This is a genomic window from Marinomonas sp. IMCC 4694 (assembly GCF_008122525.1).
Classification (GTDB): Bacteria; Pseudomonadota; Gammaproteobacteria; order Pseudomonadales; family Marinomonadaceae; genus Marinomonas.
This window is the reverse complement of sequence record NZ_VSRV01000001.1, coordinates 1,830,641-1,843,943: the sequence shown is the minus strand read 5'-3', so window position 1 is coordinate 1,843,943 and position 13,303 is coordinate 1,830,641. Positions and strand designations below refer to the sequence as shown.

General features: G+C 44.1%; 13 protein-coding genes. 7 read left to right on the top strand and 6 right to left on the bottom strand.

Annotated features, from left to right (window positions below; genetic code table 11):
- Nucleotides 1-3 precede the first annotated feature (3 nt).
- The 4 genes from FXV75_RS08390 (at nt 4) to FXV75_RS08375 (ending at nt 4,100) form a co-directional block, all read left to right on the top strand.
- On the top strand, nt 4-561 hold the full coding sequence (locus FXV75_RS08390) for an SPOR domain-containing protein (RefSeq protein WP_262368496.1): 558 nt from the start codon (nt 4-6) through the stop codon (nt 559-561).
- Nucleotides 562-679: 118 nt separating this feature from the next.
- Nucleotides 680-1,195: a CvpA family protein gene (locus FXV75_RS08385; RefSeq protein ID WP_262368495.1), complete on the top strand. Its 516-nt coding sequence runs from the start codon at nt 680-682 to the stop codon at nt 1,193-1,195.
- 74 nt (nt 1,196-1,269) lie between these two features.
- A complete protein-coding gene (gene purF, locus FXV75_RS08380; protein WP_148832451.1) occupies nt 1,270-2,778 on the top strand; it encodes an amidophosphoribosyltransferase in 1,509 nt (502 codons plus the stop codon).
- Between the two features lie 146 nt (nt 2,779-2,924).
- Nucleotides 2,925-4,100, top strand: a complete 1,176-nt coding sequence (locus tag FXV75_RS08375) for an O-succinylhomoserine sulfhydrylase (RefSeq protein WP_222863113.1) — start codon at nt 2,925-2,927, stop codon at nt 4,098-4,100.
- A gap of 110 nt (nt 4,101-4,210) precedes the next feature.
- Here FXV75_RS08375 and FXV75_RS08370 read toward each other — a convergent pair whose 3' ends face one another.
- Nucleotides 4,211-5,287, bottom strand: a complete 1,077-nt coding sequence (locus tag FXV75_RS08370; RefSeq protein WP_148832447.1) for a 3-deoxy-7-phosphoheptulonate synthase — start codon at nt 5,285-5,287, stop codon at nt 4,211-4,213.
- Between the two features lie 96 nt (nt 5,288-5,383).
- A complete protein-coding gene (locus FXV75_RS08365) occupies nt 5,384-6,145 on the bottom strand; it encodes a sulfite exporter TauE/SafE family protein (protein WP_148832445.1) in 762 nt (253 codons plus the stop codon).
- 107 nt (nt 6,146-6,252) lie between these two features.
- On the opposite strand from FXV75_RS08365, the gene cysB reads away from it, so the two are divergent.
- Entirely contained in the window at nt 6,253-7,227 is a 975-nt protein-coding gene (gene cysB / locus FXV75_RS08360; RefSeq protein ID WP_148832443.1) for an HTH-type transcriptional regulator CysB, read from the top strand.
- 101 nt (nt 7,228-7,328) lie between these two features.
- Here the strand turns inward: cysB and wrbA are convergent, their stop codons facing one another.
- From wrbA to FXV75_RS08340, 4 genes are all read right to left on the bottom strand, one after another.
- On the bottom strand, nt 7,329-7,931 hold the full coding sequence (gene wrbA, locus FXV75_RS08355) for an NAD(P)H:quinone oxidoreductase (RefSeq protein WP_148832441.1): 603 nt from the start codon (nt 7,929-7,931) through the stop codon (nt 7,329-7,331).
- Nucleotides 7,932-7,940: 9 nt separating this feature from the next.
- On the bottom strand, nt 7,941-8,285 hold the full coding sequence (gene arsC, locus FXV75_RS08350; RefSeq protein WP_148832439.1) for an arsenate reductase (glutaredoxin): 345 nt from the start codon (nt 8,283-8,285) through the stop codon (nt 7,941-7,943).
- A gap of 70 nt (nt 8,286-8,355) precedes the next feature.
- Complete coding sequence (locus FXV75_RS08345) at nt 8,356-10,080, bottom strand: proline--tRNA ligase (RefSeq protein ID WP_148832437.1); 1,725 nt, start codon at nt 10,078-10,080, stop codon at nt 8,356-8,358.
- Between the two features lie 72 nt (nt 10,081-10,152).
- The gene (locus FXV75_RS08340; RefSeq protein ID WP_148832435.1) at nt 10,153-11,022 is read right to left on the bottom strand and encodes an SMP-30/gluconolactonase/LRE family protein; all 870 of its coding nucleotides are present in this window, start codon (nt 11,020-11,022) and stop codon (nt 10,153-10,155) included.
- A gap of 80 nt (nt 11,023-11,102) precedes the next feature.
- Between FXV75_RS08340 and FXV75_RS08335 the strand changes: the two genes are divergently transcribed.
- Together FXV75_RS08335 and FXV75_RS08330 are read left to right on the top strand one after the other, a co-directional pair.
- Nucleotides 11,103-11,546 carry an HIT domain-containing protein gene (locus FXV75_RS08335; RefSeq protein ID WP_148835298.1) on the top strand — a complete coding sequence of 148 codons (444 nt, stop codon included), beginning with the start codon at nt 11,103-11,105 and terminating at the stop codon, nt 11,544-11,546.
- Nucleotides 11,547-11,605: 59 nt separating this feature from the next.
- Nucleotides 11,606-13,195: a DUF2786 domain-containing protein gene (locus FXV75_RS08330; protein ID WP_148832433.1), complete on the top strand. Its 1,590-nt coding sequence runs from the start codon at nt 11,606-11,608 to the stop codon at nt 13,193-13,195.
- Nucleotides 13,196-13,303: the final 108 nt, after the last annotated feature.

Here is a 13,303-nt window from a genome sequence, read left to right as displayed (position 1 = left end):
TGCATGATAGACAAAACTCTTATATACAGACTGATAGGTGCCGGTATCATGGTGGCTTCAGCCGCCGTTGTATTGCCGTTAATTTTGGATGGTGAGCGCCCGCCTGAATTAGATGTGCGAGTGGATATCTCGAATCCACCTGATTTTCCTACCATTGACATCGCAACCGTTCAACCTGTAGACAGTTTGGCGTCTGATTTGGCCAGCACTAATGACCAAAGCCACGATGATATCACGCTTATTCCTGTGCCGAAATCGGCCAACGATGTCCAAAGTAATGCTTCTGCTGAGTCTTCGAAATCTTTGTCAAAATCGGCAGTTGAGCTGGCAGCTGATCGCTGGACGTTGCAGATAGCGACATTTAAAAGCAAAGAGAATACACAGCGCTTGGTTGAGAAGTTAAAAAAAGCAAATTACGATGCGTACAGCTTGACAACAAATTCACTCTATAAGGTGTATGTTGGCCCCGAATTTAAGCGCGAGTCATTAGAGGAAATGCGTGAGGACATTAAGAAAAAGTTCAGTCTCAATGGTATTGTGATTAAATATTCCGTGAATTAACGCGCACATTTACACTCAGTATTTGGAAAATGTAAGTCATCTGTTAAACTGCGCAGCGATTTTTTGAGTTGTATTTTAGCGCTGTATTTTAGAGGTATACATGGGGCAGGCAGGTTCAATGTCGACGGTTGATTGGTTGATTATTGCAGTAGTGGTTCTTTCTACTTTGTTGAGTCTCAAAAGAGGTTTTGTCAAAGAAGTTCTGTCGCTTTTAACTTGGGTAGTCGCTTTTGTGGTGTCGGTCAAGTTTTCTGACCAGATGCAGGCGCTGTTACTTGATCAGGTTCAAAGCGACCAAATACGTTACATTGTGTCGTTTGTTTCTCTTTTTATTGCGACTTTGGTGGTCGGGGCGCTGGTGAGTTATTTATTAGGCTCTTTGATTCAGGTCACAGGATTATCCAGCACAGATAGAGTGCTAGGTATGTTGTTTGGTTTTGCTCGTGGTAGCTTGGTTGTGGTGGCTTTTGTCTCTTTGTTAAGCTTAAGTCCAGCCATCGAGAAAACAGAATTTTGGAAGACGTCTCAATTGATTCCGCAACTGGGCCAATTGAACAATTGGACACGTGATGTGTTAGGCAAGAGTTCGGATCTTATTGATTCAACTCTCATAGACCGTGTCCTTGGTAATTAGCTGTTTACAAAGCAGCTGAACAGATAAAAAACTTTGCGACGAGTTCGCAATTCCCCAACACGAGGATCTAGAACATGTGTGGTATCGTTGGTGTCGTAGGCACGTCGGTGGTTAATCAAGCAATATTTGATGCGTTAACCCTTCTTCAGCACCGTGGGCAAGATGCAGCGGGCATGGTGACTAGCCATAATGGACGATTGTGCTTGCGAAAAGACAATGGACCGGTGAGTGAGGTTTTTCGCACTCGTCATATGAAAAAGCTACACGGTAATATAGGCATAGGGCATGTTCGTTACCCTACCGCGGGGACATCGAGTTCTGCTGAAGCACAACCTTTTTATGTTAACTCTCCTTATGGTATTTCACTTGCTCACAATGGTAATTTAACGAATACAGCAAAGTTAAAGCAAGAAGTGTTTGAAGCGGACTTACGTCATATTAACACCACTTCCGACTCTGAAGTGTTGGTGAACGTACTGGCTCATGAACTGCATGAAGAAGGCAAGTTAGTGCCTACTCCAGAAGATATATTCAATGCCTTAGAGCGTGTCTACAAGCGTATTGAAGGTGGGTATGCTGTTGTTACCTTGATCACTGGTTATGGTATCTTAGCGTTTCGTGACCCGGACGGTATTCGACCCTTGATCTATGGTTCAAGACAGACTGACACAGGTGTAGAATACATGGTGGCCTCTGAAAGTGTGGCGCTTGATGCGGCAGGTTTTAAGGTTGAGCGTGATATTCAGCCTGGAGAAGCGATCTTTTTTGACCTTAATCATAAAGTGCACGTTCGCCAATGTACGCCGAAAAAAGTAGCACGACCTTGCTTGTTTGAATACGTGTATTTTGCTCGACCTGATACGGTGATTGACAATATTTCAGTCTACAAAGCGCGAATTAACATGGGTGATCGTCTCGCGGCAAAGATCCAACGCGAGTGGTTAGATCACGATATCGATGTGGTTATTCCTATTCCAGATACAAGTCGTACCGCGGCGTTGCAGATTGCTCAGGCGCTGAATATTCCTTTTCGCGAGGGCTTGGTCAAGAACCGCTATATTGGTCGTACTTTTATCATGCCGGGTCAAGAAATTCGTCGTAAATCGGTTCGTCAAAAATTGAACCCAGTACCTTTTGAGTTTAAAGATAAAACTGTTTTGCTGGTAGACGATTCGATTGTACGTGGCACAACCAGTAAAGAAATTATTGAAATGGCTCGTGAGGCTGGAGCAAAAAAAGTGTATATCGCCTCCGCTGCGCCAGAAGTTCGTTACCCCAATGTGTATGGCATTGATATGCCTGCTGCTGTTGAATTGATTGCTCATAATCGAAATGTGGATGAGATTTGTCAAATCATCGGGGCTGATAAATTGATTTTTCAAGATCTTCAAGATCTTATTGAAGCCTGCATCGATGAAAAACATTCTGATGTACGTGAGTTTGATACGTCGGTGTTTGATGCAACCTACATCACCGGCAACATTGATGAAGCCTATCTTGCCAGTATCGAGGGAAGCCGAAATGATATGAATAAACTGGCGGTTGAAGACATGCAAAGTAATGACATGATGCATCCTATGTAATTATGACGGTACTTTGTGACAGATTACACTAAGCCAGGTCACGCCTGGCTTAGTTGTTTTAAATATAATGTTCACTGAAATTTCATCAACCTTAAATTTCATAAACCTTAAATGTAATTTTATCCGCAATGACTTGGAGCGAAGTAATGGCCGATTATAAAGACGCAACGAATGCGATTCGTGCGGGTATTCGTCAAACGCAAGAGCAAGAAAACAGCGAAGCCATATTTATGACTTCAAGCTTTGCTTACCGTAGTGCTGAGGAAGCCGCGGGTAAGTTTTCGGGTGAGGAAGAAGGGAACGTCTACTCTCGCTTTACCAACCCAACGGTTGAGTTGTTTGAAAAGCGTTTGGCCGCGCTGGAAAAAGGGGAAGCAGCGATAGCAACCAGTTCTGGAATGGCGGCACTGATGACATTGGCTTACAGTTTGTTAAGCGCAGGTGATCGTGTTGTTTGTTCGCGTAATATTTTTGGTTCTACCGTGAAGTTTTTCAACGCCTATACCGTGAAGTTTGGCGTAGAAGTGCTTTATGTGGACGCGACAGATTATGTGGCTTGGGACGAGGCGATCAACGAGAATACTCGATTTTGTTATTTTGAAACGCCCTCTAACCCACTTTATGAGGTCGTAGATGTCGTACGCGTTGCTGAGTTAGCGCATGCCAAAGGTGCGCTTTTATGTGTGGATACTGTATTGGCTACGCCCGCTCTGCAAAACCCATTGACGCAGGGAGCGGACATTGTCATGCAATCAGCGACTAAGTTTATTGATGGACAAGGTCGATGTTTAGGTGGTGCTTTGATCGCCAGCCAAGCGCTTGTTGATGTGTTTACTGCTTTTATGCGTAGTGCCGGGCCTTGTATGAGTCCATTTAATGCATGGGTGCTGTTAAACGGTCTAGAAACCTTGTCGCTACGTATGACAGCGCATTCGGCTAATGCAATGAAGTTAGCTGAGTTTTTAGAGACGCACTCTAAAGTGAAAAAAGTCAACTATGGCGGCCTAGCCAGTCATAAGTATCATGAGCTCGCTAAACAACAGCAAAAAGATTTTGGGGGCTTATTGTCCTTTGAAGTAGAGGGTGGCCGTCAAGCCGCATGGGCTGTGATTAATGGCGCCAAGTTAATGTCTATAACGGGCAATTTGGGCGATACCAAAACGCTGGTGACGCACCCTGCGACCACGACGCACGGCCGCTTAACCGACGAAGAGAAGCGTAAAGCAGGTATCACGGAAGGTTTGATTCGTGTGTCAGTCGGCCTAGAAGATATAGAAGACATTATTGCTGATGTTAATAATGCGCTGGCACAGCTTAACTGAAATAATCTGCTTACATAGTAGACCACTTTTTATTGTGATAAAAAAACCACCTTAGGTTTTCCTAAGGTGGTTTTTTAGTTTACAACATAGTGATGTTTTTTCGAATTTGTTTAATTACGCTGGCGAGTAGGAAGGACATTTCGCAGCGCGTCGGCCATTTCTAGCAAGGATTTTTCGGTCGTCTCCCAATCGATACAAGCATCGGTAATGGAAACACCGTATTCAAGGTCACTTAGATTAGCGGGCATTTTTTGATTTCCCCAGCCAATATTACTTTCGATCATTAAGCCCATAATCGACTGATTACCATCGAGGATTTGCTGTGTTGTATCTTGTGCAACAACGACTTGACGTTCAGGCTTTTTATTCGAATTCTCATGCGAACAGTCAACCATGATGTTGTGCTGTAAGTTAGCCGCAGTTAATGCCGTTTCACTGAGTGCTATATTGGCCGCATCATAATTGGGTAAACCATTACCACCACGAAGAACAAGGTGACCGTAGCCGTTACCTTTGGTATTAACAATACTCACTTCACCGTTTTCATTAATACCCAGAAATGAGTGAGGGTGTGAGACAGATTGCATCGCATTAACGGCTACGGTTAAGCCGCCATCTGTACCATTTTTAAAACCAACAGGACCTGACAAACCTGACGCCATTTCACGGTGTGTTTGTGATTCGGTAGTACGTGCACCAATAGCCGACCAGCTGATGAGGTCTTGAATATACTGAGGTGAAATAGGATCCAGTGCTTCAGTCGCGAGCGGCAGGCTAAGTTCGGCTAAATCAATGAGTAACTTTCGGCCTACACGAATGCCTTTATTAATGTCGAATGTACCATCAAGATTGGGGTCGTTTATTAAGCCTTTCCACCCGACAGTGGTACGGGGCTTCTCAAAGTAAGCACGCATAATAATATACAAAGTATCGTCTACTTTTTCAGCCAGTGTTTTCAGGCGCTTGGCGTAATCGAGAGCGGCTTTTGTATCGTGGATAGAGCAAGGCCCAATCACAATAGCGAGGCGATGGTCTTTGCCTTCCATAATGTTTTTAATAACTTCACGTGATTCAGCTACATGACGGCTAACTTGTTCACTGACAGGTAACTCTTTTTTTAATTGGCTCGGTGTTACCAAAGAGGTAAAAGAGGCAATATTAAGGTCTTCAAGGCGTTTGTTACTCATTGCGGGGTTTCCTACTTTTTTACTTTTAATTATAGCGCCTTACAATATCGTGTTTTTCTTCCTGAATGAACCGGTATATGGGCATTTTTTGTCATTTTAAAAGAAAAGATACTTCATACCAAATGTCATAAGAGCCGTAGCAAGCACGGGCTGCAATATACGATTTGGGACAAAATTCGCAATACGTGTGCCAAGATAAATGGTTGGAATCGAACCCATTAATAGGGCGGTTAGCAATGAGTAATCTACGTTGCCCAGCAGCAGGTGCCCACTACCAGCCACTAAAGTCAGTGGGACGGCGTGCGCTAAGTCGGTACCCACTATGTTTTTTGCTTTCATGACAGGAAACAATATCATCAGGATAGCGGTGCCTAATGCTCCAGCGCCAACCGAAGTGAGTGTCACCAATACTCCTAAAACGAAACCACAGACAAAGATCACCTTTGTACTTTTGCTTTCCGGTAGTGAGATGTTTACGCTTTTGGTAATGGTATCTCTGAACAAAATAACCATCGCGGTTAAGACCAGCATTAAACCCAGTGTTACGGTTAATGTCTCTTGATAGTGGTCGGGTTTTTCGAATTGCGATAACGCCCACACTGTTAAAAAAGAGGCCGGTATACTTCCAGCGGCCATAGCGAATACAATATTCCAATTCACGTTACCACGTTTGGCATGCATTATAACGCCTGTACTTTTGGCAATGCCGGCGTACATGAGGTCTGTGCCGATGGCGATATGAGGTGGAAAACCAAATATCAGTAAAAGAGGGGTCATTAATGAGCCGCCACCTACGCCAGTAATGCCAACCGCTAAGCCAACGGCCGCGCCAGCGAAAATGTACCAAAGAAAATCCATAGAAAGCCATAATGCAGTTATTTAAGCTGGCAACACTAGAGGTTTTTTACTATTCTATAAAGTAATATTTTCTTATGTTTTTAACTCTTTTTCGAATAAGGCCAACGATGAAGTTACAACAGCTTAGGTATATCTGGGAAGTGGCGCGTCATGATCTGAATGTTTCGGCGACGGCGCAAAGCTTGTATACGTCGCAGCCTGGTGTGAGTAAGCAAATTCGTCTTTTGGAAGATGAGTTGGGTGTAGAGGTATTTGCGCGCAGTGGTAAGCATTTAACTCATGTAACCCCAGCGGGCGAAAAAATCATTGCTTTGGCGGGTGAAGTATTAAGTCAGACGCAAAATATCAAGCGAGTGGCAAAGGAGTTTAGCGACGAGCGTAAGGGATCATTAGACATCGCGACAACGCATACTCAAGCTCGCTATGCGTTGCCCAATGTTATCAATCAGTTTATTGAAGGTTACCCTGAAGTAACGTTACACATGCACCAAGGAACACCGATGCAAATAGCGGAGATGGCGAATGATGGCGTCGTTGATTTTGCCATTGCCACGGAGGCCTTAGAGTTATTCGGTAACTTGGTTATGCTGCCTTGCTATATATGGAACCGCTCTGTCGTTGTTCCAAAAGATCACCCTTTGGCAAAAGTAAAGAAGCTGACGTTGCAAGCCTTGGCTGAGTTTCCGATTGTCACCTATGTGTTTGGCTTTACGGGTCGCTCTCAGCTAGATCAAGCGTTTCAAGACGCTGAATTGACTCCGAATGTTGTATTTACAGCCGCAGATTCGGATGTCATTAAAACCTATGTTCGCCTCGGTCTTGGTGTCGGTATTGTGGCGTCGATGGCCCATGACAGCAAGCAAGATGACGATTTGGTCGCGTTAGACGCATCGCACCTTTTTGCGGACAGCTGTACGAAAATTGGCATTCGAAGTAACACGTTTATTCGTGGTTATATGTATAAATTTATCGAGTCTTTTGCGCCTCACTTGACCAAAGAGGTGGTGATGGCCGCGATGGTAGCGGGTAACCGTCAAGACGTTGAATTGCTGTTCAAAGACATTGAATTACCTCGGCATTAACTCTTGTTTTCAATGTAATAATGACTAACGAGTAAAGCCGCCTCTGTAAATCATAGGGCGGCTTTTTAGGCTTTTATTCAAAGGTCAATAAACAGGTTGTATCATTTTTGCAGTTTGATCGCCATTTGAGCTAGACGTGCACCTTGCGCTTCGCAAAGTGTTTTTTCCTCGTCAGTTAACCCTGTATCGTTGGTGCTATTTGCTAAATGACTGGCTCCGTAAGGTGTTCCACCAGATAGTGTGCTGATGAGAGCTTTGTTTTTGTAGGGCAATCCCATCCAGACCATGCCGTGATGCAAAAGAGGGGTCATCATACTGTGCAAGCATTGTTCTTGCCCGCCATGCATGGTGCTGGCGCTAGTAAAGCCACAGGCTGGCTTATCAATGAGTCGACCGGTGAGCCAGAGTGTCGACGTTTGATCAATAAAGTGTTTCAGTGGTGCCGCCATGCTACCAAAATACGACGGTGAGCCCAGTGCAAGTCCCGAACATTCCGCTAATTCTTCTAAAGTGCAATAGGGCGCGCCAGCATCAGGCAGTGCAGGTGAGGTGAGTGTTGTGGTGTCTGCAACGTCGGGAACTTGTCGAATTTTTACATCAATGCCGTTGACGGTATTGGCCCCTCGTGCAATGTGTTTGGCCATGTTTGCAACCGATCCATGACGGCTGTAAAACAAAATTAATACATAAGGCGCCGGTGACATGGTTGTCTCCTATTCAAAAAGGCTTAAAACAGCTTCTGGCGGGCGTCCAATTTTGGCTCTATTGTGATGAATGACAATAGGGCGCTCTATAAGGCTTGGGTTGTCATGCATAGCTTGAAGTCGTACTTCGTCTGTCGTGTCTTTCTTTAACCCCAGAGTTTTATAAAGATTTTCTTTGGTACGCATGAGTGTCTGTGGCGATATGTCGAGTTGCTTTAATAAAGTTTGTATTTCTTCTATGCTAGGAGCGTCTTGTAAATACAAACGAATCTCAGGTTGAATGTTATTGTCTTGAAGAAGCTGTAACGTTTGGCGGGATTTTGAACAACGAGGATTGTGATAAATAGTGGTCATGTTGGTGCCTTTTTATAACGTGAACATAAAAGCCTGATGCAACTGATTGGCCGCATCAGGCTTAAAGGTGTTACTTTTTGCTTACGATAAAATCGATAGCCTCGGCCATAGTGATGTCTTCATTTTCACTGGCTTTGCGGTATCGGTATTCTAACGTGCCCTTTTCAAGCCCTTTGTCGCCAACGACTAAGCGGTGTGGAATACCAAGCAGTTCACAATCAGCAAATTTTACGCCAGGACGTTCTTTTCTATCATCGAGCAGGACATCTAAGCCCTTGGCTTTCAATGCAGCGTAAAGGCGATCGCATTCAGTTCGAACAGCTTCAGATTTGTCGTAATTCATTGCCACAATAGCGATATCAAACGGTGCGATGCTTTCTGGCCAGAGTATGCCCTTGTCATCAAAATTTTGTTCGATAGCGGCGGCGACTATGCGAGAAACGCCAATGCCATAACAGCCCATATGCATGATTTGTGCTTTGCCGTTTTCATCGAGAACAGTTGCTTTTAGAGCTTCGGCATACTGTTGGCCAAGCTGGAAAATATGTCCCACCTCAATGCCACGTTTGATGACTATTGTACCTTGGCCATCTGGTGAAGGGTCACCTTCTACTACATTGCGGATATCGGCTATTTCAAATGCACCGCAATCGCGTGCCCAGTTAAGGCCAACATAGTGGTAATCGTCTTTATTGGCACCAGCGCAGAAATCTGACATTACGGCCGCTGAACGGTCAGCAATCACGCGAATGCCTTTTTCTTCGAGTCCTTTCGGACCAATTGAACCTGGCGCACAGCCAATTTTCGCAACGATGTCCGCTTCTTCAGCAAACTCAAACGGAACGATGACACCCGCTAACTTCTCAACCTTAATTTCGTTGATATTGTGATCGCCACGAAGAACCAATGCTGCGATGGTAGGCTCTCCTTGTGCGTCTAATGCTTTGATCAACATGGTTTTCACGGTACTGGTTACGTCTAATGACAGAAATTCTGCCACTTTAGTGATGGTTTTGCAGTCAGGCGTTAGTATCTCGCTAAGTTCTTGTGTTGGCGTGTCAGCGGCTTCTTTCAAGCAAACGGCTTCGGCTAGCTCAATATTGGCTGCAAAATCTGAAGAATCGCTAAAGGCAATATCGTCTTCACCGGAATCGGCTAAAACATGAAATTCATGGGAATAAGCGCCCCCGATACTGCCAGTATCAGCGCGTACCGGGCGGTAATCTAAGCCAATACGATCGAATACATTGCAATAAGCTTGATGCATAACGTCGTAGGTTTCTTGTAATGACTCTGCGCCAACATGAAAGGAGTAAGCGTCTTTCATGCAGAATTCACGTGAACGCATTACACCAAAGCGTGGGCGTACTTCATCACGAAATTTGGTTTGTATTTGAAAGAAGTTCATTGGCAATTGCTTGTAGCTGGTAAGCTCGTTGCGTGCTAATTCAGTAATCACTTCTTCATGAGTTGGGCCAAGGCAGTAATCACGGCCGTGGCGGTCTTGTAGTCGTAGTAATTCTGGTCCATATTTTTGCCAGCGCCCTGTTTCTTGCCACAGTTCAGCAGGCTGAACGCCTGGCATCATGACCTCAAGAGAGCCTGCTTTCTCCATTTCGTCTCGTACAATGCTTTCTACTTTACGGAAAACCTTTAGCCCGGTTGGTAACCATGTGTATAAGCCTTTGGATACTTGGCGAATCATGCCAGCACGAATCATCAGTTGATGGCTTGTTACAACGGCGTCGGTTGGTGTGTCACGAAGAGTCGAGAATAAATAATTACTTGCGCGCATAGTAGTGTCTGTGGTTATAAGTTAAAAAGAAAAAGCGTATTTTATGGTTAACGTGACGTTGTCATGACATGGTTAGCCAGCAAAGCGAGGCTCAACTTGACCTTTTACGTCCGTTTCGATTGAAAATATACCGCCCGCGTGAGGGAATGTCTTCAATTCATCTTCAGTTTGTGCAGCACGACAGGTGCTCACAAAAAGAGTCGACATTGTAGGTCCGCCAAATGCGACCATTGTGGGGTAGGTAGCAGGAACAGGAAATTCCTCTAAAATCACTCCGTTTGGACTGATCTTGACCACACGTTGCCCTTGATAAAGCGCTGTCCAATAGTTACCTTGCGTATCAACGGCGGCACCATCAGGGCGACCATTACCACGAGGAAACTCAATAAATATGCGTTTATTACTTGCGTTGCCGGTACTGATATCATAATCAAACTGATAGACCACATGATTTGGCGTATCTGAATAGTACATGATGGTATTGTCAGGCGAAAAGGCTAGCCCGTTAGAGGTCCACGCTGACTGATCTATTAATGACTCTTTGCCGTTACTGAACTGGTGTAATGCACCGTTAAAAGCGTCTTTGGGTGAGTACATAGTGCCTGCTAGGAATCGACCTTTAGCATCGCAACGGCCATCATTAAATCGTGTGGTTTTTTGGTCGTATGTGGCAAGCCAATATGGGACAAGATCGCCATGGAAGTGATCAAATGTGTAAACACCAGTGCGAAATGCAGCGATAAACCCACCATTTTCATCTAGTGAGAAGCAGCCAATTTCTTCATCAAACTCACGTTTTTGCAATGCTTTTGATTGTGCGTCGAAGGCGTATAAAATAAAGGAATCAATATCGACAAAGTAGAGCGTTTGAGTGCGATCATCCCAGCGAGGGCATTCGGCTAATTTGGCTTGTGCATCAATAGCACAGTGCATATCAGTCATGCTGACTCCAAGTCTCTAAAATTAAAAAAGAAGATGCTATAGTGCTTATGAAAGCCTTTTTTGTAAATAGGGAGAGAATGATGTTTGTGTTAAATCCTGTGTTAAGTCGTGATTCTGTTCTAGTCGGGTACTTCTCGTTATGCCAGCTTAGGTTAATAAACGATGCTCAATTTCCTTGGTTTGTTTTAGTACCTCAAAGAAATAATGTGACTGAAATTTATCAACTATCTAATGAAGATCGCTTAAAGCTTCTCTCAGAAAGTTGTCTATTAGCGGAAGTGCTTAATGATGCTTTCTCGGCCACTAAACTAAATATTGCCGCTATTGGCAATCACGTGCCGCAATTGCATGTCCATCACATTGTGCGTTATGCGTCGGATGCGTGCTGGCCGGCCCCTGTTTGGGGGAGACTTGACGCCATTCCTTACACCGATGAAAACTTGGCTAAGATATTGCAAAAGATTCAATTACGATTGAGTGACGTTTTGACGTTACCGAGCGATGGGGCTGAGCGATGTTTTTGATGAGTCTTCCGGCCGCATTCTTTATTAAGTGAATAACAACCCACTTGGAAAGCAGGTTTATGAGCATAACGAAAAGGAAAAAGGCCATTCAGAAAATTGTTAAGTTATTAAACTTAGCAACCTCGACTAATTCAAGTGAATCTGTTGTGGCCTTGCGTCATGCTGAGTCACTTATTAGGCAATACCAAGTGGCTCAAAAAGAACTTCCCATTCTACAATTGTGTGATCGATCTATGCTTTACCGAGTAAGTTGGAGTGGTGTGCCGAAATACGTTAAAGAAGAAACTGCTAAGCCTACCGTAGGTGATTCAGTTTATCAGCGCCGTTTTAGTGAAAAAAGTCAAGATCCTAGTCGTGCTTATGAATCAGCCAAAACGATCCTCGATGATATGGACGCAAGCGCTTTTGAAGCGTCTGATGCTACAACGGATCCTGCTGATGCGTTGTCGTCTACACAGGCTCAAGACGCTCGATGTGATGCTGATAATGAGCCAGATGTTCTTCATACCGATTCGCCTTTATCCGATAACAAAGAAGAAATACAGACTGCCTATACGTCTAATGACAACGTAATAAATGCCGCTAAGGCGTTTCGCCCTCATCATCAAGGTTTTGCAGAGGCGTTAAAAACGCACTATGCGGCAAGTGACCCTTGTGTGCCTTTTGCTGAAAATGGCTACTGGGCTAAAATCGAGGCTTCATTAGCCGGTTTTGACGAAGCAAAAGTGCATGAACAAATAGAATGCTTGGATAAGCAGCTTCTGTTGGCCCAAGAAAACTTGCAATCTAAAAAGCAAAAGCGGCATCATCAGGAACAGGAAGAAGTGCAGGAGCGTGCAGAACGTGCTCGAATAGAGCAAAGTTTTGAGGAGGCCATAGAGCGTGCATTTCAGGCAAGAGCGAAGTCACATGAAATATGGGAAAACAGCTGCGCTAAAATTCGTATGGTGCGGCTAAGAGACGAGCAAGAAGCGGTTCAAGGTTACGATGAAATCAGCCGTTTATTATTGGAAAATAAAGAGTCATATCGGCAACACTTGAAGCGAAAAGAGGATTACAGTGCAGCCAAAATAATGCATGAATTACGACGTCATCTGGCATTGGCTGTTTCAGTTGGTGAAGATGCTCTATTTTCCTATGACGAAGTTATTAATATAATGCAAGGAAATGGTCTCTCGCTCAAAGACCTTGAATTCTCAGATATTAAAAATAAGAGCTTGTTTATTCGGTTGCTTGAGCGTGAGTCGGCCTTGATTGAAGATGTGCAGCAACGTGAAATATTTACAGAAGAAATGCTTGATAAGTTTCTTACATCGAATTTTTCAAAGCATAATACACGTTCTTCAGAGACACCTATACAGCACGTTCAGCGTCTGCTAGTGGCTGCGAGTGAGGGTGGGCAGTTTGAAACGCAAAAAAGCCTTGATCAAGCGATCTATCTGATGGACAAAAATGGTATTGGCGTCAGAGATATTGGATACAGATTTATCAAAAAATATTCTGTATTTATCCGTCTGATCAACTGGGAAGCTGAGCGAATTGCGTCATTGCCTGCTCGTGAGAAATTTACAGCTAGTATCCTTGAGGAATACATCCAGCAGTCCGTTCAAACAGCCGGCAGTGAAAGAGAGCAAAAAGTGAACCGTTAGTCTTTTTTCAATGTAAACATACAGCATACCCCTCATTTATCTGGATAATGAGGGGTATATTTTTTTAAAACCCACCTTAACGCTTTCTTTGCGTGCCATCATCTTTTA

What these genes read in the sequence shown, in the direction of transcription:
- FXV75_RS08390 (WP_262368496.1), top strand. Translation starts at nt 4, where the DNA reads ATGATAGACAAAACTCTTATATACAGACTGATAGGTGCCGGTATCATG.
- FXV75_RS08385 (WP_262368495.1), top strand. Translation starts at nt 680, where the DNA reads ATGTCGACGGTTGATTGGTTGATTATTGCAGTAGTGGTTCTTTCTACT.
- purF (WP_148832451.1), top strand. Translation starts at nt 1,270, where the DNA reads ATGTGTGGTATCGTTGGTGTCGTAGGCACGTCGGTGGTTAATCAAGCA.
- FXV75_RS08375 (WP_222863113.1), top strand. Translation starts at nt 2,925, where the DNA reads ATGGCCGATTATAAAGACGCAACGAATGCGATTCGTGCGGGTATTCGT.
- FXV75_RS08370 (WP_148832447.1), bottom strand. Translation starts at nt 5,287, where the DNA reads ATGAGTAACAAACGCCTTGAAGACCTTAATATTGCCTCTTTTACCTCT.
- FXV75_RS08365 (WP_148832445.1), bottom strand. Translation starts at nt 6,145, where the DNA reads ATGGATTTTCTTTGGTACATTTTCGCTGGCGCGGCCGTTGGCTTAGCG.
- cysB (WP_148832443.1), top strand. Translation starts at nt 6,253, where the DNA reads ATGAAGTTACAACAGCTTAGGTATATCTGGGAAGTGGCGCGTCATGAT.
- wrbA (WP_148832441.1), bottom strand. Translation starts at nt 7,931, where the DNA reads ATGTCACCGGCGCCTTATGTATTAATTTTGTTTTACAGCCGTCATGGA.
- arsC (WP_148832439.1), bottom strand. Translation starts at nt 8,285, where the DNA reads ATGACCACTATTTATCACAATCCTCGTTGTTCAAAATCCCGCCAAACG.
- FXV75_RS08345 (WP_148832437.1), bottom strand. Translation starts at nt 10,080, where the DNA reads ATGCGCGCAAGTAATTATTTATTCTCGACTCTTCGTGACACACCAACC.
- FXV75_RS08340 (WP_148832435.1), bottom strand. Translation starts at nt 11,022, where the DNA reads ATGACTGATATGCACTGTGCTATTGATGCACAAGCCAAATTAGCCGAA.
- FXV75_RS08335 (WP_148835298.1), top strand. Translation starts at nt 11,103, where the DNA reads ATGTTTGTGTTAAATCCTGTGTTAAGTCGTGATTCTGTTCTAGTCGGG.
- FXV75_RS08330 (WP_148832433.1), top strand. Translation starts at nt 11,606, where the DNA reads ATGAGCATAACGAAAAGGAAAAAGGCCATTCAGAAAATTGTTAAGTTA.